Source organism: Paenibacillus cymbidii (genome assembly GCF_004764705.1).
In the GTDB taxonomy this organism is placed as follows: Bacteria; Bacillota; Bacilli; order Paenibacillales; family NBRC-103111; genus Paenibacillus_AN; species Paenibacillus_AN cymbidii.
Window position 1 is genome coordinate 53027 of sequence record NZ_SHLX01000024.1, and the last position, 18173, is coordinate 71199.

The window sequence follows — 18173 nt, forward strand, 5'->3', positions numbered from 1 at the left end:
TTAAGCATATGCGCCGCGGCGCTATGTATGCTATGATGAAAAGTGTGCGAAAAATGGACTGTGCGTGAGGTGCTTGGATGAACAAGTTGATTCTCATTGACGGGAACAGTATTGCCAATCGCGCGTTTTATGCGCTTCCGCTGCTGAGCAATTCAAGCGGATTGCATACGAATGCGGTGTACGGTTTTACGACGATGCTGCTGAAATTGCTGGACGACCAGAAGCCGACTCATTTTCTCGTTGCGTTCGACGCGGGGAAGATCACCTTTCGGCATAGCGAATACAAAGATTACAAAGGCGGAAGGGCGAAGACTCCTTCCGAGCTTTCGGAGCAGTTTCCGCTGGTGAAGGAGCTGCTGCGGGCGTTCGGCATTTCGCAATTCGAGCTGTCCGGCTACGAGGCGGACGATATCATCGGCACGATGACGCGGCTCGCCGACGAGCGCGGAGAGCAGGTGCTTGTCGTCACCGGCGACAAGGATATGCTGCAGCTCGCATCCGAGCATGTGACGATCGCCCTGACGCGCAAAGGGATCAGCGAAGTGGAGCTGTTCGACCCGGCGCATATCCGCGAGGTGTACGGCTTGGCGCCGAAGCAGATCACCGACCTGAAAGGGCTGATGGGCGACGCCTCGGACAACATCCCCGGCATTCCCGGCGTCGGCGAGAAGACGGCGCTCAAGCTGCTGCACCAATACGAGACGGTGGAAGGCGTACTGGCGCATGCGAACGAGCTCGCGGGCAAAATGCAGGAGAAGGTCGCCGCCCACGAAGCCGATGCGCGCATGAGCAAGGACCTGGCGACCATTTACCGCGAGGTGCCGCTCGAATTGACGTGGGACGAGCTGGCTTACGCCGGCTATGAAGGCCAGGCGCTGGCCGCGATGTTCCGCAAGCTGGAGTTCAAGTCGATGCTGGAGAAGATGGATTTCAGCGGGGGAGCGGACGACGCGGATAACGAGCCTGCGGACGAGCTCGCCGTCGAAACGCTTCACGAAAGCGGGATGGCCGCTTTCATCGCAAACGAGCTGCCGCTTGCCGATACGCTGCACGTCGAGGTGGCGGGAGACAACCCGCACATTGGGGACGTGATCGGCCTGGCCATTTACGTGGCGGGCCACAGCTGGTTCGTGCCGAAAGCCGAGCTGCTGTCGCCGGCGGCGGCGCCGATTCGCGACTGGCTGGGAGATGCGGAGAAGCCGAAGAAGCTGTTCGATCTGCATCGCGCGGAGATCGCACTGCACTGGCTCGGCATCGAGCTGCGCGGATGCGTCTTCGACGTGCATCTGGCCGGTTATTTGCTCGATCCGACCGATTCGTCCGGCCATTCGCTGTATTTGATCGCATCGAAGCACGGTTATGCCGGCGTGAAGGACGACGAAGCCGTCTTCGGCAAAGGCGCCAAGTTCCGCGTGCCGGACGAGGCGACGCTGGCCGCGCATCTCGGCCGCAAAGCGGCGGCCGTTCACTCGTTGGCGCCGTCGCTGGAGCGTCTGCTCGGCGAAGGCGGCATGCTCGGCCTTTTCCGCCAATTGGAGCTGCCGCTTTCGTCCGTGCTTGCCGCGATGGAGAAGCAAGGCATCAAGGTGAACAAGGACGAGCTGCGCAAGCACGGCGACGAAATCGCCGTCAAGCTGGAAGCGATCGTTGCCGCGATCTACCGCCAGGCCGGCATGGAGTTCAATATCGGTTCGCCGAAACAGCTCGGCGAAGTATTGTTCGAGAAGCTCGGGCTTCCCGTGTACAAGAAGACGAAAACCGGCTATTCGACCGACGCCGAAGTGCTGGAATGGCTGCGGCCGAAAAATGAAATCGTCGGCAATATATTGCTCTACCGGCAGCTGGCCAAGCTGCAGTCGACCTACGTCGAAGGCTTGCTCAAGGAAGTGCGCGAGGATACGGGGCGCATCCATACGTATTACCAGCAGACGATCGCCGCCACCGGCCGGCTCAGCAGCCAGTTCCCGAACTTGCAGAATATCCCGATCCGGCTTGAGGAAGGACGCAAAATACGCAAAGTGTTCGTCCCGCGCGAGCCGGGCTGGCACATTCTCGCCGCCGACTACTCGCAGATCGAGCTGCGCGTGTTGGCGCACATTTCGGGCGACGAGGGCTTAAGCGCCGCGTTTCATAACGACATGGACATTCATACGAAGACGGCGATGGACGTATTCGGCGTCGAAGCGTCGCAGGTCGACAGCAACATGCGCAGGCAGGCGAAGGCGGTCAACTTCGGCATCGTGTACGGCATCAGCGACTACGGGTTATCGCAGAACCTTGACATCACCCGTGCCGAGGCGGCCAAATTTATCGAGCAATATTTTGCCGCCTTCCGGGGCGTGCGCCGTTATATGGACGACATCGTGCTGAAAGCGCGCATGGACGGTTTTGTGACGACATTGCTCGGGCGCCGGCGTTATTTGCCGGAAATTGCGGCATCGAACTTCAACCTTCGTTCGTTCGCCGAACGGACGGCGATGAATACGCCGATCCAGGGAACGGCGGCGGATATTATCAAGCAGGCGATGGTGCAATTGGCGGCGCGCCTCAAGGAGCGCAAGCTGAGAAGCCGCATGCTGCTTCAGGTGCATGACGAACTGGTGTTCGAAGTGCCGGAGGACGAGCTCGAGACGATGCGCGAGCTGGTGCCGAACGTCATGGAAAACTGCATCGCGCTTAACGTGCCGCTGAAGGCGGATGTCAGCGATGGCTGGAACTGGTACGAAGCGAAATAACCGCGCGAAGACGCGGCGGCGTGTCTTGTTGACGGCTGCCGACGTCTTCGGGCGCATTTTAGAGGTGAATGAATATGCCGGAATTGCCGGAGGTAGAAACGGTAACAAGAACGCTGCGGCAACTCGTCGTCGGCAAAACGATCGAACGCGTGTCGGTTCGTTTGCCCCGCATTATCCAGAAGCCGGAGGAGCCGGAACAGTTTGCGGATGCGCTGCGCGGCCAAACGATCGAAGCGATCGAACGGCGGGGCAAGTTTATCCGGTTTCTGATGAGCGAGCTCGTGCTGGTCTCGCATTTGCGGATGGAAGGCCGTTACGGCGTTTATGCCGCGGACGAGCCGATCGAGCTGCATACGCATGTCGTGTTCCATTTTGCCGATGGCACCGAACTGCGGTATCGGGACGTGCGCCAATTCGGCACGATGCACCTGTTCCTTCCCGGCCAGGAGCTGGTGTCGCCGCCGCTGCGCAAGCTGGGGCTGGAGCCGCTTGGCGGCGAGTTTACGCTGGAAGCGTTCAAGCGCACGATCGGCGAACGCCCGACCAAAATCAAGCCGCTGCTGCTGAACCAGGAATATGTCGCCGGACTCGGCAACATCTATGTGGACGAAGCGCTGCACGGCGCCGGCCTTCATCCGGAACGGCAGGCTTCCTCGCTTACCGCCGCCGATCTGGCTCGTCTTCACGAGTCGATCGTAACGACGCTGCAAAGCGCCGTCGACGCCGGAGGCTCGTCGATCAAATCGTATGTCAACGGCCAAGGCGAAATGGGCATGTTCCAGCAGCAGCTGAACGTATACGGCCGCAAGGCGGAGCCATGTCATACATGCGGCGAGCCGGTCGTCAAGACGGTGCTTGCCGGCCGCGGCACCCATTTCTGCCCGCGCTGCCAGCCGCCCGGGCCGCGGCAGCGCAAGCAGGATTGATTTTGGGCAGTCACCCATCGTTCTTCTCTCCCATAAGCTAGTAAGGGATACGGCTTGCTGCGCGAGCCGGAAGGAGGACGATCATGCTGGCTTTCCTTTCTCTGTCGGTGCTTGCGTTTGCCTTGAGTCTGGACAGTTTTGGCGTTGGGGTGACATACGGGCTCCGGCGCATCAAAATTCCGATGCTGTCGCTTGCGATTATCGCCGCGTTGTCGGGCGCCGTCATTTTCGCTTCGATGCAGATCGGCGTATGGCTGGCGGATTATGTGTCCGAGTCGCTGGCCAAGGCGGCGGGAGCCGTCATCCTGGTCGGCATCGGCATCTGGGCGGTCGTGCAGGTGATCTTGCGCAAGAGCGGAGATACGCCGTCGCAAGACATATCGCCGGAGCAGGCCGAAGCGAAGCCGCAAGACAGGGAGCCGGATGAAAAGCGCCCCATTGTGCATATTGAAATCAAGATGCTTGGACTGGTCATTCAAATATTGCGTACTCCGCATGTCGCCGACGTCGACCGTTCGGGCGCGATCAGCGCCTCCGAGGCGCTGTTGCTTGGTCTGGCGCTGTCGCTCGACGCGTTTGGCGCCGGGATCGGCGCCGCCTTCATCGGATTCGCCCCGTCGCTGACGGCGATCGTTATTGCGTTTTCCAGCTATTTGTTCATTGCGGCGGGATTGCGGGTAGGGTATTTGTTCGCGGATGCATCGTGGATGCGGCGGCTGTCGATTGTGCCAGGATGCCTGCTCATCGTCATCGGCGTGATGAAAATGTTATCCAGTTTATAGGCCAACTTTTTTTTGAACTACCTCTGGTAAGGGGCGATCTTCATGAATATTGGGTTAACCGGCGGCATTGCCTGCGGCAAGAGCACCGTCGCCGATTCGCTCGTACGCCGCGGCGCGCTGCTGATCGATGCGGACCGGATCGCCCGGGAAGTCGTCGTTCCCGGCAGTCCGGCGCTGGCGCTCGTCGCCCGGCGGTTCGGACAAGCCGTCATCGCCGAAGACGGAACGCTTTCGCGGAAGAAGCTGGGCGATATCATCTTCGCCGACGCTTCGGCGCGCAAAGATTTGGAGGCGATTCTGCATCCCGCCATCCGCCGCGAGATGATCGCCCGCATGGAGCAGGCGGAACGGGAGCGGCCGGAGCGGCTCGTTGTGGTGGACGTGCCGCTGTTGTACGAGTCGGGCCTGACGGCCATGTTCGACGAGGTGATGGTCGTCTATGTGCCGGAGCAGATGCAACTGCAGCGGCTTATGGCGCGGGACGGGACAAGCGAAGAGACGGCCAGGCTCCGCATCGCCGCGCAGCTGCCGATCGAGCGCAAGAAAGAGCAGGCGGACGTCGTCATCGACAATTCGGGCACGCTTGCCGAAACCGAACTTCAGCTGGACACGTTCTGGCGACGAAAGGGGCTGACATGAGCTTCTTCCGCACCAAACGATTCTGGGCCATCGTGTTGGCCGCGCTGCTCCTGACGCTGTTTTATAGGAGCACGTGGCTCGGCAAGCTGATGTATCCGATCCATTACCGGGATGAGATCGAGGCCGGAGCCGGCCGTTACGCCGTCGATCCGCTATTGATCGCCGCCATCATTCGCGTCGAAAGCAATTACAAGCCGGAGCCCAGATCGCGCAAGGGGGCTGTCGGATTGATGCAGCTGATGCCGGATACGGCGGAATGGATATTCGGCATGGAGGACGGCCTTCGTAACCTGACGCTTGACGATCTGGACGATCCTGCGGTCAATATCAAGGTGGGCAGCAAATATGTCGATCTGCTCGTCAAGCAGTTCGAGCATAACCTGGCGGAAGTGCTTGCAGCCTACAACGCAGGGCAAGGCAACGTCGTCAAGTGGCGGCAGACGGGGGTATGGGACGGAAAGCCGGAGCACATCGCGGATATCCCGTTTGCCGAAACGCGCAAATACGTCGATCGGGTATTGTATTACTACGACAAGTACGTCCAGGTTTACTCGGAGCAATAAAAGAAGCATTGGACGGGCTCTGAACAGAGCCGGTCGTCCAATGCTTCTCCAATCTTCCTTGCGCTTATCGCAACCGTTAAGCGCTCGTATCGTCAGAAAATAACGTTGTTAACGTGCGCTGCCTGCCAGTTGCTGCTCAGCGATTTGCACGAGACGACGAGTGATGTTACCACCGATCGAACCTGCATCGCGAGTGGCCATGTTGCCCATGTAACCGTCTTGCGGGATGGCGATGCCAAGCTCTTGAGCGACTTCGTATTTCAGTTGGTCGAGAGCAGCATTCGCTTGCGGTACAACGAGTTGGTTGCTGCTGCGGGATTGACTGGATGCCATGTTTGTTCACCTCCTTGTCGGTTGGTAACTCTATTATGCTCGGATACGCACAGATCATTACAGGTAACAGCTGGGAAATTTTTGCCGGCCGCACGCGTTCGTTTATCGCGATCGCACGTCGAGGAGAGTGGGAGGAAATGACTCGTGAGATGTCCCTTTTGCGATTATAACGGTTCGAAAGTGCTCGATTCGCGTTCGGCGAACGAAAACAAATCGATTCGTCGCCGCCGCGAATGCGAGCAATGCCAACGGCGGTTTACGACTTTCGAGATGGTGGAAGAAACGCCGCTGATCGTCATCAAAAAAGACGGCAGCCGCGAAGAATTCAGCCGCGAAAAAATGCTGCGCGGCTTGATCCGCGCTTGCGAGAAACGGCCGGTATCGGTGGAGAAGCTGGAGTCGATCGTGTCCGAAGTCGAAATGCAAATCCGCAACACCGCCAGCCCCGAAGTGCAAAGCCGCGACATCGGCGAAGCGGTAATGGAGCAGTTGTATCCGATTGACGAAGTGGCGTATGTTCGTTTCGCTTCCGTATACCGGCAATTCAAAGACATCAATATGTTCATGAAGGAACTGACGCAAATTTTGGTCAAAAATCAGATGGACGAGCAAGGGAAGTAGCGCGCGCGGCGCAGAGACGGCGGAGCCGATGATTGCGGACCGCCGTTTGCCGCTGCGGAGGAAGCAGTTTTATTATTTGGTAATACCATACTATAGATTGTAAATGCGCCAATGAAAACCGGGGGGATGAAATTGGTACGCAAACGGTTGTTGCATTCGGCCCGCACACGGTTGTTTTATTACAAACTCATCACGTACACGCTGCTTGTCTCTTTGTTGCCCATCTCCGTCATCAGCCCCTTGTTTTATCACAACGCCAAGCAAAAAATGCAGCAGGAGCTGCAGCTCGCAGGCGCCAATTATTTGAAAATGACGGTCAATGCGATGGAAGTCGTCGCCAGCAACATCGCCGCCAATTTCCGGCAGCTGTCACTCGATCAGGTCATTCGCGATTTTGAAGGCTTTCCCCGCGGCGCCTATTACGAAGCGTTGAACGGCGCGTATCCGGACGACGACCTGCCGGGGCTTTACAACTACCTCGACCGCAAGGCGAGACTGCTGGAAAATTTGCGAGCGCTGAAGCTTTCCAACGAGTTCATCTGGTCGGTTTACTACTACGACACGTCCAAGCAGATGGTCATGACCTGGGACTTGATGCAATACAAACCCGACTCGTTCTACGATCCGGGGTGGGATCAGTTTACGGAAACGATCGATTCGTTTCCCGCCTTCATGGAGATGCGCCAGGCCCGGCAGCCGGACGGCAGCGTCAAGGAAGTCATTCCGATCGTTTATATGTCGCTTGCCCGCGGCAACTATTTGGTCATCAATTTGGACGCCGCTTCGATCTACAACCGCTTCATCAGCAAGCTGGACAACAAGACGGACAGCGCGCTGTTCGTATTGTCCAAGGCCGGCAAATTGATGCTATACGAAAAAAACAAAACGCTCAGCGCGATGATTGAAGCCGATTGGCAAACAAAGGGCCAGACGGAAGCAAGCGGCCATTTTTCTTATGAAAGCGATTACGACGGGCGCAAAATGCTGGTTACGGGCATATCCTCCGAAACGCTCGGCTGGACGTTTGTGACGGCGACCGCTCTTGACGAAATGTACCGCAGCGTTTCGTATATCAAAAGCATCATCATGCTGATCACTTTCCTGCTCGTAGTGGCGACGGGGCTGCTCGTTTTCATGACGACGCGGAATATTTACAACCCGATCCGGCATTTGCTGCAATTTATTCGCGTGAAAGACGCAAGCGGCGGCGCTGCGGCCGAAGGCAAAGGAAGCAGCGAGCTGACGATGATCCGCAGCAGCCTCGAAGGCGCTTATGAGGACCGGTCGAGCTTGCAATTGCGCTTGATGGAGAGCATGCCGGCGAGCCAGGAGAAGTTTATACGCAGCTTGCTGCGCAAGCACGCGATCGGCAGGGACGAAATGGCCGAAAGGTTGCGTTATCTGGACCTGCATCTTGAACTGGACGGGCTTATGCTGCTCTTGATCGCCATTGAGCCGCACGCCGCGGGAAGTCCGGCCGAAAGCGCCGAGGTCGTCGACATGAACAAGCTGCGCCTCGTCGATTTGGCCGGCGGCACGTTGTCCGTCGGGCGCCGTTGCCTCGTCATCGAGCTGTCGGAAGGCGTGTTCATCGCGCTCGTCAACTGCGCGCCATCCGACTTTCAGGCGCACTTCTTGCTGGCGGAGCACATCATCCGCGACGCGCGGGAGACGATCGGCATTCGCTGCTCCATCGGCATCGGCAACTATTGCAGCGATTATCTCGAGCTGCCCCGGGCTTACGAGGAGGCGCGGGAGGCGCTGCGCTACCGGACCATCGTCGGCACGTGCGAAGTCATCTACATCGAGGACGTGCGGCTCGTGAACACGCCGCTGTTCGTTTATCCGAAAGACAAGGAAGCGGCGCTTATCAACTACCTCATAAACGGCGAAACGGAAAGCGCACGCCGCGTGCTCGCCGACATGATGCGCGACATCCGTTCGCAGCAGACAAAGGCGCACTACCGCCAGGTGCAGCACGGCTTCATCCAAATTCTCGGCAGCCTTGCCGGCGCCTCGAACGATTTGCGGCTCGATCTCGACAAGCTGATGGCGGCCGATACGAACCTGTACAGCGTGCTGCTGCAGAAGAGCGACGATTGGCAAGCCGTTGCGGTCTGGTTCGACGAGATGGTGGTCAAGCTGACGGCGCACATCGATCATGCGTTCCAGGAAAAAAACAACAAACACGTCGACGAAGTCATGCGCATGATCGAACGCGACTATGGCGAACAGATGTCGCTGACCGTCGCTGCCGACCGGCTCGGCCTCAATCCTTCGTATTTGAGCCGCATATTCAAGGAGAAGAACGGCGAAACGTTTTCGGAATATTTGACCGGCGTGCGGATTGGCAAAAGCAAGGCGTTGCTGATCGGCACCGAGATGAAAATCAAGGATATCGGCGAAACGGTAGGGTATTACAAAACGAATTACTTCATCAAGCTGTTCAAGGAATATACGGGCATGACGCCCGGCGAGTACCGCAAGCTGCATGTCGGCGCCTGATTGCCCGCGGTGCTGTGAAAATGCGGGATGCCGATCATTGTACAATGTCAATAACGTGGCCATGCGGGTAAAATAAGTGCCATTTTGTTCGCGTCTGCTTCCTCCTACAATGAATGTATCCGTCGCTCCGGCCGGCCGGCATAAGGGAACGGACGCGGAGGATTGTCCGCAGTCGGGCTTTCTCCGAAAGGCTTTCATCCGAACGATTCAACAGGGAGGGGTATCATTTGTCGAAAAAATGGGCTTCATCCGCCGCAATCGTTGCGATAGCTGCGGTCATGCTTGCCGCCTGTTCGTCCAACAGCGCCGGAACTTCATCTTCCTCGTCGCCTTCGGCCAGCTCTAATGCGGCAACGCCTGCGGCCACGGCCAAAACGAAGAAGGTCGTCTACGTTTATGCCAACACCGGAGCGCTGCAGCTGACGACAGATACGAGCAAGCCGGAGGCGGTCGAGGAAGTACGGCAAGCGATTCTCGCCAAGTCGGGCATCGAGGTGCAGGCGATCATTCCGCCGAAAGGCTCGGAAGCCGACAAGCTGAACCTGCTGCTTGCTTCGAACGAACCGCTTGATATTTTTATGGGCAACATGAGCACGCACCAGGCCAAAGGCGCCGTCATGCCGATCAACGATTTGCTCGACAAATACGGCGCAAACGTGAAGAAGCTGTGGAAGCCGGAATGGGAGTCCGGCTGGAAAGGGCTATCGACGAAGGACGGAAAAATTTGGGGCGTCCCGCAATTGCCGCCGCTTGCGGGCAATACGGTGCTCGTACGCAAGGATTGGCTCGACAAATACGGCCTTGCGGTGCCAAAAACGTTTGACGATTTCGAAAATGTGCTGAAGGTGTTCAAGGAGAAAGATCCGGCCGGCAACGGACAAACGATTCCGCTGCTGACCGATTTCAACGTGCAGAACAATTTGCAGGGCATGAACATGGCGCTGGCCGCCGGCTTTATGGATATTGGCTACGCAAACTGGATCGATACGGACGGCAAAGTGAAGCCGATCGTGTTCAACCCGGGATACAAGCAGTTTATCGGCGTCATGGCCGATTGGTACAAGAAGGGCTACATCTACAAGGAAGCGTTCTCACTGATCAAGGACAAGGAAATCGAGCTGACGAAACAAAATCGGGTCGGTGCTGCGGCCATCTGGTACACAACGATTTTGAACCAGGTGTCGGCGCTGAAACAGACCGCTCCGGATGCGAACTATATCGTCGTCGATCTGCAGGGGCCCAAAGGCAATGTCACCTCTGCGGGCGGTGTCAGCCTGGGCGGCACGATGATCAGCAAAAACTCGAAAAACGCCGAAGCCGCCATGGAGCTGATCAACTGGGCGCACAGCGATATCGAAAATTATTTCCTTGCGTTCTACGGCATCGAAGGCAAGCATTGGAAATACGTGGACAAAGCGAATCATGTCATCGAGCGGCTAAACCGCGATTACCTCGGCGATCTGCAAATCGGCAGTTCGTTCGCTTATACCGTGCAGCATTCGCTGAACGACCCGGCCTCGAAGCCGGCGAACGACTACATCAAGGATTACATCACCAACACGAAGCGGATGAAAATGCCGGCGCTGCTCGACTACGATTACAAATTCGATCAGAAGGCGATCGCCGATAAAATTCCGACCTTGAATGACATCAACCGGATGATGGAGCAGGAAATCGTCAAGTTCGTCATGGGCGCAAGACCGATTGCGGATTACGACAAGTTTCTGCAGGAGCTCAGCAAGACAGGCGTCGACAACTGGACGCAGGTGATGACCGAGCAGTACAACAGCGTCAAGTAGCAGGCCGGTCCACGGCCGCTGCGCCGGCGGACGCCCTTGCGGAGCGGGACGCCCTGCTAGGGCAGTTCGCCATGACGGCGAATGGAAGCGGGGATGCTAGTGAGCGCGCAAACGTTGAGCAGAATCAAAAGGCAGAAGCTGTATTATTTTCTCCTGGTCCCCGGGCTGCTTTATTTTCTGATCTTTCATTACGGTCCGATGTACGGCATCATCATCGCGTTTAAGGATATCGCGCCGTTCGACGGACTGAAGGGCATTTTTTCCGCGGAGTGGGTCGGGCTGAAGCATTTCCGCAATTTTACCGAATCGTACTATTTTACAAACATCATGGTCAATACGCTGACGATCAGCGGTTACCGGCTGCTGTTCGGATTCCCGGCGCCGATCATTCTCGCTCTGCTGATCAACGAAGTTCGGGTGGTCGCGTTTAAACGGACGGTGCAGACGATCTCGTATTTGCCCCATTTCATCTCGATGGTTGTTCTTGCCGGCCTCGTCACGACGCTGCTCAGCACCGACGGCGGGTTCGTCAACGGGGTGCTGCAGAAATTGGGATTCGAACCGGTGCTGTTTTTGTCCGATACGCGGTTTTTCCGTTCGGTGCTCGTCGGCTCCGGCATCTGGAAGGAGATGGGGTGGAGCAGCATCATTTACCTCGCGGCGATCGCCGGCGTCGATCAGCAGTTGTACGAAGCGGCCAAGGTGGACGGGGCGGGCAAGCTCAAGCAAATATGGCATATCACCTTGCCCGGCATCAGTCCGATTGTGGTCATCATGTTTATTTTGGCGATCGGCCATGTGATGGACGCCGGATTTGAACAAATTTTTCTGCTGTACTCTCCGCCCGTATACGGGGTGGCCGACATTATCGACACGTACGTGTATCGGAAAGGGCTTGTCGAAGTGCAGTATTCGTTCGCAGCCGCAGTCGGGCTGTTCAAGTCGGTCATCGCCGCCGTACTCGTGCTCGGCACCAATTATTTGGCTCGCAAGTTCGGCCAAGAAGGAATATGGTAGGTGATCGTTGATGGCCGGGATGAAACCAAGCGGCGGGGAAACGGCGTTTCAGGCGGTTAACGTCGCGTTGCTGACCGTGTTGTCGTTATTGTTCGTTTTGCCTTTTCTGGTGGTCATTTCGACTTCGCTCGTCAGCGAAAGCGAGCTGATCGAGCGGGGCAGCTTTATCCTGTTCCCGCACCGGCTCGATGTGACGTCTTATCGGGCGCTGCTTTCCAACGGTTCGCAGCTTTATCACGCCTACGGCATTACCCTGCTGCGGGTGACGGTAGGCACCTTTTTCAACTTGTTGTTTACGGCGATGATGGCGTTTGCGATTTCGCGCAAGTCGCTGCCGGGCCGCAATGTGTTCATCACGCTCGTCTTTATCACGATGCTGTTCAGCGGCGGGCTCGTTCCGAACTATTTGCTGATGAAATTTATGCATTTGACCGATACGTTCTGGGTTATGATCGTGCCGTCGCTAATTAATGCGTGGTACCTTATCATTATGAAGGGGTTCTTTTCGCAAATTCCGGAAAGTCTGGAGGAGTCGGCGACCATAGACGGGGCATCTCCGTGGCGCATTCTGGTTCGTATCATTGTGCCGCTAAGCCTGCCGACGATGGCAACGATCGGGCTGTTCTATGCGGTTGGACACTGGAACGCCTGGTTCGATGCGACGATCTACATCAACAACCAGAACTTGATGCCGGTGCAGGTACTGATGCGGCGCATCGTGCTGACGATGACGAGCCAGGACCTGAACGCCGAAGTGATGGCGCATTTCGAGAGCAAACCGACGCCGCAATCGCTGAAAGGCGCGATGATTATCATCACGACGCTGCCGATCCTTTGCGTGTATCCGTTTCTGCAAAAGCATTTTGTCAAAGGCGTGCTGACCGGTTCGATCAAAGGTTGATCCTGGCTTGGCACGAGCCAATATACAGAGTGGAAGGGAAGCGATTGCAAGTGACGAATAACAAAGGAACAGTCGTGCTGGACCTGCGTCCGGCGGAAGGCAATCCGCGCAACAGCGAAGGCGCGTTTATCGAACTGCGGGACGGCAGCTTGCTGTTCGTATACAGCCGGTTTACCGGCACGGATCACAACGACGACGCGATTGCGAGCATTGCGGCGCGCGTTTCCTTAGACGACGGGGAAACGTGGTCGGACGACCGCATCATCGCCACGCCGGAGGAGCACGGCGCGCTTAATGTGATGAGCGTGTCGCTGATGCGGATGCTGAACGGCGATATCGGCTTGTTCTACGGTTTTCGTTATGGCTGGCACGATACCCGGCTGCATCTGCGCCGCTCGTCCGACGAAGGGAAGACTTGGAGCGAAGCGGTGTGCTGCGTGCCGGGCATCGGTTATTACGTGACGAACAACGACCGTGTCGTGCGGCTGTCGAGCGGCCGGCTGATCGTGCCGACCGCACTGCACCGGATGCGCGGGGAGAGCACGCGCGACTGGAGTTCGTTCGACGGCAGGGGCGTCGTCTACTTCTTCCTGTCCGACGACGACGGCCGCACGTGGCGGGAAGCGCGCAATTTCAGCGCGCTGAATGCCCCGCATTCGAAGAGCGGGCTGCAGGAGCCGGGCTTGATCGAGCTGGCGAACGGCTCGCTTTGGGCTTGGGCGCGGACGGACATGGGCTGGCAATACGAGATGCGTTCGTTCGACGGCGGGGAGACGTGGACGCCGGCTGCGCCGTCGCTGTTCAGCTCGCCGAATTCGCCGCTGTCGATGAAGCGGATGCCGGGGAGCGGCCATTTGCTGGCCGTATGGAACCCGATTCCGAACTACCAGACCCGGGTGATCGGCAAACATTCCTGGGGGCGTACGCCGCTAGTCGTCGCTATCAGCAAGGACGAAGGGCAAACGTGGGAATCGATCTTCACCGTGCAAAGCGAGGCGGATGGCGGCGGCTACTGTTATACGGCGATTCATTTTACTTCCGACGCCGTGCTGCTTGCCTACTGCGCGGGCGAGGCGGACGACGGCATTTGCCTGACTCGGCTGAAAATGCGCAAAATTTCGTTGGCTGACATTAGTGGCTGAGCGGCGGGTTGGCGGAGTCTTTACGCGGACGCGGATGCGGACGGAAAATAAGCCATAAAAAATGGCCTATTCGCTCCTTTTTACTTGGTTTATCAAAAATAGCCAGTGAAAACACTGGCTATTCCAGCCGAGCAGCCCTAAAATCGGGCATATCAGCCAAATAGCCAGCGAAATCGCTGGCTATTTCCTTGTGGCCGGCCCTTTTTGGCGAAATAGCCAGTCAAACAAGGCTTATTTTGATTGTGGCCGGAGCTGCCGGTTTGTTCCGCATCTTCGTGGAGATTGCTTAGTGAAGCCGGGCGGCATGGACTGCCGGCAGTTCTTGGATGAGCGGCATCAGTTGGCCGATCGAATCGCTGGCCGGAAGCTTCACGACGAGGTCGAGCTCGATTTCCGGCGGATTCCCGGGCTTCTTTTCGGCCTGGAAGCTGAGAATTGCGACTTGTTTGCCGGCGAGCAGCGTTTGGACTCGATCCATGGCGCCGGGCTCGTCGATCATCCGAATCGTGATCTGCTCCGTCTTCGGCGAGGCCAGCCAGCTAATCTGGCTGTGCAGCACCTTCTGCGCGATCAGAATGATCGCCGTTACGCCGAGCCCGACAATGTAAAGGCCGGTGCCGATGATCATGCCGATGCCGGCTGTCGTCCACATGCCTGCGGCGGTTGTCAGCCCTTTGATCGTATGGCGCTGCATAAAAATCATCCCGGCCCCGAGGAAACCAACCCCGCTGACTACTTGTGCGGCAATCCGCGACGGGTCGAGCGTCAGGTTGTTCCAGCCGATCTGATCTTGAAAGCCGTATTTCGATATGACCATCATGAGCGCCGCGCCGACAGCGACAATAAAATGCGTGCGGATACCCGCTTCCTTCATCCGATTTTTCCGCTCGAAGCCGATCAGCGCACCGCACAGTCCCGCTGCGAGGATGCGAAGCAAATATTCGAATTGCATGAGCCATCACACTCCCATCCGGAAAGATTGGCCGGTTTTATTGTTATACCATAAAATGGCCGGGAGGTATAGGCAATGGAGCGGGCCATTCGTTATTTGACGTCGGTGCCGTGTTCGCCTTATTCTGCGATGCGATCGTACTTGCGGATCAAGTCGCCGAGCGCTTCCCGCAGCAAGTGGGACTCCTTTTTCTTCGACTTGTCGGCGAGGGACTTCAGGCTGCGAATCATGCTTGCGGGGTAATAACACGATTTCATAATCATGTCTTCGCTTGGCGGAAGCGCGACAAGGTTGCGACCGCTTTCCTTGGCGGATGCGAGTGCTGCGTCGGCGGCGCGTCTGAGCGCGGACGCTTCTTTGGCATCGCGGGGGTATTGGGCGACGCCGATTGTAACAGTAATTTCTTTGCCGGCATCGGCGGGCAGGCCGTATGCGGATTGATTGGCATGCACCGCGGCGCGAAGCGATTCCATTTTCAGAAATGCCTGCTCCAGACTTGCGCCGGGCAGCAGAATCGCATATTCATCGCCGGAAATCCGGTAGGCTTGTCCGACGCCTGCGGCTTTAATCGATTCCGCTATCGCCTTTAATACCACGTCACCGGTTTCGTGGCCGAACTGTTCATTCACGACGTCGAAGTGGTCGACATCGAGCGATGCGAGACCTACCGCGTCTTCCTTGGCGATCGCCGCTTTCAAATCCTGCTCGAACTCCTCATTGTTCTGTAAACCGGTCAAACTGTCCACTCGTTTTGTCACACTATCACATCCTTATATATAATTATATATATGTATATATTTAAATTATATTTAATATATATGAATGTCAATTGCCGTGCTTGAAAAAGATTTGATCTTGCGCGTTGACAAGCATTGCAGGTCCGTGCTATGATAAATCCTGTTCGCTTCGGGGCCTTAGCTCAGCTGGGAGAGCGCATCGCTGGCAGCGATGAGGTCAGGGGTTCGATCCCCCTAGGCTCCATAAAAAGAAATAGCCACCTTGGGTGGCTATTTCTCTTTATGCGGAATCGGGGAGCGAACCCCGGGGTTCGTCCGGGCGGACGAAGCGAAGCGGAGGAGCACGGCGTCTGAATCTACCGCTAAGGTAGTCATCGTCGAGAATGCTTCGTCAGCAAGTTAAATCGAGATTCATACATCCCCCTAGGCTCCATAAAAAGAAATAGCCACCTTGGGTGGCTATTTCTCTTTATGCGGAATCGGGGAGCGAACCCCGGGGGTCGTCAGGGCGGACGAAGCGAAGCGGAGGAGTACGGCGTCTGAATTTACCGCTAAGGTAGTCATCGTCGAGAATGCTTCGTCAGCAAGTTAAATCGAGATTCATACATCCCCCTAGGCTCCATAAAAGAAATAGCCACCTTGGGTGGCTATTTCTTTTTGTGCGGAATCGGGGAGCGAACCCCGGGGTTCGTCCGGGCGGACGAAGCGAAGCGGAGGAGCACGGCGTTACAAGGAAACTAACAATAAACTTGATCGTCGTGATGATGATAAGAGTATTAATTGGTCAGACTCAAAAGCTCTTCTCTAAGTCCGAAATAGGCATTATTCCATCCCATCTTCGCGTAAAAGCGTAATCCGATCAATCCATTGTAATATTTTGCACCAAGTATTCTTTCCTTAAAATTAGGAATGGAAATACCAATCTGCTGCTGAAAATTCTGGTAAGCTCGGATCACATCAAGTTTCCGTAAGTGCCAGTCTAATGTTGCAAGGTCGACAAGAAAATCACCATATTTACTATTAGTATCGATAATCCCCGTAATATGCTGACCATCGGATAGAATATTAAACTGATGAAAATCACCGTGAATAAAATGCCGATGCGGTTCATTATAGCTGGAATAGTCCAATAATCGGTTATAACATTCATCGAACACATCTTTCTCCAGACAAGAAGTTTTGAATAAGCTATACCACCCATCCCAGAAAGTCCCCGTCTGATCCTCTGCATTGCTGGCCATTACATGTTCCCTCCAAGAATTGTACGTGCCATTCCCGCTCGAATTAATGTATCCGTACCCGTGTGTATTGCCTACCTCAATGTGGTTCATTTTAGTGAGAAGTTGAATGACCTCCGGAATCAATTGGCGTTGTTGTTCAGGAGAACAGTTTGCCAGATGGAATCCGCTGATCTTTTCGGAAATGAGATAGTGACATGATTTATAGTGACCCAGTCCGTGACTGAAAGGAAACGGAATTCCCTGTGATGTTAATAGACTAGAGATAAATCTTTCTGTTTCAAAACTTCCTGCTAACTCGCTAAACTTAATAACGTATTCCTTATCCAAAACCGCGAAGGAGAATACTGCGCTTAGATTACCCCCTTCTAGTGGCGTTACCCCAGTCACATTCGAACCAAAATATTTACTGAGCGCAGTTTCCACTTCCGAAGTTTCAAATGTTGGTTTTTCGTATACCGTCATTAATTTCTCATCCTTTTCTTTTGATTTAATGGCTCTTGGTTTCATATGATTCCCGTTATTTTTATAAGGGCAGGGGAACGTATTTAACGAATCAGGTGTATGGCTTCAAAAATGTTATCTTCCGCTTACCATGATTTACAGCATGTATTTTTTTAAAACCTTCATGCATCACTAGTTGTTTTTTATCGCAGACGATGGCAACGATCGAATTGTTTATGTCCAATAATGGATGAATATTTTGCAGCATTTGATGTATTGGATTGTCATTAGATCCCTTCCAATAGGCAATATTCCCATAAGGTAAGTCTGTCATGATAATATTGACGTTATTAATTAGGGGGCGTGTAACGCCTGCAATATTAAAGGGAAAACATTGCAGTTGTATTGCGGCTGTTTGATTTAACCTTCCAAGACGTTCAACACTTTCCAAGGCATGCAGATGAGATTCTTTATGATAAAGATTATAATCCCTTTGAAGTTGTTCCTTTCTTGCAAGAAGACCTTCCTCAGTTAAAAGGTTTAAGTTTCGTTTTGCATATTCAAGGACCTGCTCATCAATATCAGATCCATAGATTGCAGCAATGTGTTCCCCGTAAAGAAAGCCGATAAACGTTAATAGATGTGCACCGCCACAACAGGGGTCATACAGAGTTAAGTTTTTATTGTTTCTCAATTGAGCTAAACATCTAGACATAATTTCCTTACCTAACCTGACAGGAAATGCCGTTGTTTTCGGAGCATTATGCAGCACCCTGCCATTTGCAAAATCTCTATAATCCGCTTTCTCCATTTCATATTTAAAAATCACCGTTTCCTAT

At 55.2% G+C, this 18173-nt stretch carries 16 protein-coding genes and 1 tRNA gene; 12 read left to right on the forward strand and 5 right to left on the reverse strand.

The window, feature by feature from the left end:
- Positions 1 to 77 precede the first annotated feature (77 nt).
- The 5 genes from polA to EXY20_RS27165 all read left to right on the forward strand — a co-directional run bounded on the left by polA (position 78) and on the right by EXY20_RS27165 (position 5645).
- Entirely contained in the window at positions 78 to 2735 is a 2658-nt protein-coding gene (gene polA, locus EXY20_RS27145; RefSeq protein WP_135555274.1) for a DNA polymerase I, read from the forward strand.
- 74 nt (positions 2736 to 2809) lie between these two features.
- A complete protein-coding gene (mutM, locus tag EXY20_RS27150; protein ID WP_135555275.1) occupies positions 2810 to 3661 on the forward strand; it encodes a DNA-formamidopyrimidine glycosylase in 852 nt (283 codons plus the stop codon).
- 83 nt (positions 3662 to 3744) lie between these two features.
- Positions 3745 to 4443, forward strand: coding sequence for a sporulation membrane protein YtaF (ytaF, locus tag EXY20_RS27155; RefSeq protein ID WP_135555276.1), 699 nt, complete (start codon positions 3745 to 3747; stop codon positions 4441 to 4443).
- A gap of 42 nt (positions 4444 to 4485) precedes the next feature.
- Positions 4486 to 5082 carry a dephospho-CoA kinase gene (coaE, locus tag EXY20_RS27160; RefSeq protein ID WP_135555277.1) on the forward strand — a complete coding sequence of 199 codons (597 nt, stop codon included), beginning with the start codon at positions 4486 to 4488 and terminating at the stop codon, positions 5080 to 5082.
- Positions 5079 to 5645 (forward strand): lytic transglycosylase domain-containing protein, encoded by a 567-nt coding sequence (locus EXY20_RS27165; protein WP_135555278.1) that lies wholly within the window; start codon positions 5079 to 5081, stop codon positions 5643 to 5645. Before coaE ends, EXY20_RS27165 begins: the two co-directional genes overlap by 4 nt.
- Positions 5646 to 5753: 108 nt before the next feature.
- On the opposite strand, the gene EXY20_RS27170 is transcribed toward EXY20_RS27165, so the two are convergent.
- Positions 5754 to 5978, reverse strand: a complete 225-nt coding sequence (locus tag EXY20_RS27170; RefSeq protein ID WP_135555279.1) for an alpha/beta-type small acid-soluble spore protein — start codon at positions 5976 to 5978, stop codon at positions 5754 to 5756.
- A 144-nt stretch (positions 5979 to 6122) separates the two neighbouring features.
- On the opposite strand from EXY20_RS27170, the gene nrdR reads away from it, so the two are divergent.
- The 6 genes from nrdR to EXY20_RS27200 all read left to right on the forward strand — a co-directional run bounded on the left by nrdR (position 6123) and on the right by EXY20_RS27200 (position 13963).
- On the forward strand, positions 6123 to 6599 hold the full coding sequence (gene nrdR / locus EXY20_RS27175) for a transcriptional regulator NrdR (protein ID WP_135555280.1): 477 nt from the start codon (positions 6123 to 6125) through the stop codon (positions 6597 to 6599).
- A 126-nt stretch (positions 6600 to 6725) separates the two neighbouring features.
- The gene (locus tag EXY20_RS27180) at positions 6726 to 9104 is read left to right on the forward strand and encodes a helix-turn-helix domain-containing protein (RefSeq protein WP_167859553.1); all 2379 of its coding nucleotides are present in this window, start codon (positions 6726 to 6728) and stop codon (positions 9102 to 9104) included.
- A gap of 227 nt (positions 9105 to 9331) precedes the next feature.
- The gene (locus EXY20_RS27185) at positions 9332 to 10903 is read left to right on the forward strand and encodes an extracellular solute-binding protein (RefSeq protein WP_167859554.1); all 1572 of its coding nucleotides are present in this window, start codon (positions 9332 to 9334) and stop codon (positions 10901 to 10903) included.
- 114 nt (positions 10904 to 11017) lie between these two features.
- Positions 11018 to 11920 (forward strand): ABC transporter permease, encoded by a 903-nt coding sequence (locus EXY20_RS27190; RefSeq protein ID WP_235886216.1) that lies wholly within the window; start codon positions 11018 to 11020, stop codon positions 11918 to 11920.
- 10 nt (positions 11921 to 11930) lie between these two features.
- Positions 11931 to 12821: a carbohydrate ABC transporter permease gene (locus EXY20_RS27195; protein ID WP_135555284.1), complete on the forward strand. Its 891-nt coding sequence runs from the start codon at positions 11931 to 11933 to the stop codon at positions 12819 to 12821.
- A gap of 50 nt (positions 12822 to 12871) precedes the next feature.
- Entirely contained in the window at positions 12872 to 13963 is a 1092-nt protein-coding gene (locus EXY20_RS27200; RefSeq protein WP_207671345.1) for a sialidase family protein, read from the forward strand.
- A gap of 286 nt (positions 13964 to 14249) precedes the next feature.
- Here the strand turns inward: EXY20_RS27200 and EXY20_RS27205 are convergent, their stop codons facing one another.
- Both EXY20_RS27205 and EXY20_RS27210 read right to left on the reverse strand, forming a co-directional pair.
- Entirely contained in the window at positions 14250 to 14915 is a 666-nt protein-coding gene (locus EXY20_RS27205; RefSeq protein WP_135555285.1) for an MgtC/SapB family protein, read from the reverse strand.
- A gap of 119 nt (positions 14916 to 15034) precedes the next feature.
- Positions 15035 to 15673: a GGDEF domain-containing protein gene (locus EXY20_RS27210; protein WP_135555286.1), complete on the reverse strand. Its 639-nt coding sequence runs from the start codon at positions 15671 to 15673 to the stop codon at positions 15035 to 15037.
- Positions 15674 to 15823: 150 nt separating this feature from the next.
- Here EXY20_RS27210 and EXY20_RS27215 point away from each other — a divergent pair.
- A tRNA-Ala gene (locus tag EXY20_RS27215) sits at positions 15824 to 15896 on the forward strand.
- 532 nt (positions 15897 to 16428) lie between these two features.
- On the opposite strand, the gene EXY20_RS27220 is transcribed toward EXY20_RS27215, so the two are convergent.
- A complete protein-coding gene (locus EXY20_RS27220; protein ID WP_135555287.1) occupies positions 16429 to 17400 on the reverse strand; it encodes a phosphotransferase family protein in 972 nt (323 codons plus the stop codon).
- 46 nt (positions 17401 to 17446) lie between these two features.
- A complete protein-coding gene (locus EXY20_RS27225) occupies positions 17447 to 18163 on the reverse strand; it encodes a hypothetical protein (protein WP_135555288.1) in 717 nt (238 codons plus the stop codon).
- Positions 18164 to 18173 lie beyond the last annotated feature (10 nt).

Bases quoted from the DNA above. Each gene is read 5' to 3' on its own strand.
- polA (WP_135555274.1), top strand. From the start codon at position 78: ATGAACAAGTTGATTCTCATTGACGGGAACAGTATTGCCAATCGCGCG.
- mutM (WP_135555275.1), top strand. From the start codon at position 2,810: ATGCCGGAATTGCCGGAGGTAGAAACGGTAACAAGAACGCTGCGGCAA.
- ytaF (WP_135555276.1), top strand. From the start codon at position 3,745: ATGCTGGCTTTCCTTTCTCTGTCGGTGCTTGCGTTTGCCTTGAGTCTG.
- coaE (WP_135555277.1), top strand. From the start codon at position 4,486: ATGAATATTGGGTTAACCGGCGGCATTGCCTGCGGCAAGAGCACCGTC.
- EXY20_RS27165 (WP_135555278.1), top strand. From the start codon at position 5,079: ATGAGCTTCTTCCGCACCAAACGATTCTGGGCCATCGTGTTGGCCGCG.
- EXY20_RS27170 (WP_135555279.1), bottom strand. From the start codon at position 5,978: ATGGCATCCAGTCAATCCCGCAGCAGCAACCAACTCGTTGTACCGCAA.
- EXY20_RS27180 (WP_167859553.1), top strand. From the start codon at position 6,726: ATGAAATTGGTACGCAAACGGTTGTTGCATTCGGCCCGCACACGGTTG.
- EXY20_RS27195 (WP_135555284.1), top strand. From the start codon at position 11,931: ATGGCCGGGATGAAACCAAGCGGCGGGGAAACGGCGTTTCAGGCGGTT.
- EXY20_RS27205 (WP_135555285.1), bottom strand. From the start codon at position 14,915: ATGCAATTCGAATATTTGCTTCGCATCCTCGCAGCGGGACTGTGCGGT.
- EXY20_RS27220 (WP_135555287.1), bottom strand. From the start codon at position 17,400: ATGAAACCAAGAGCCATTAAATCAAAAGAAAAGGATGAGAAATTAATG.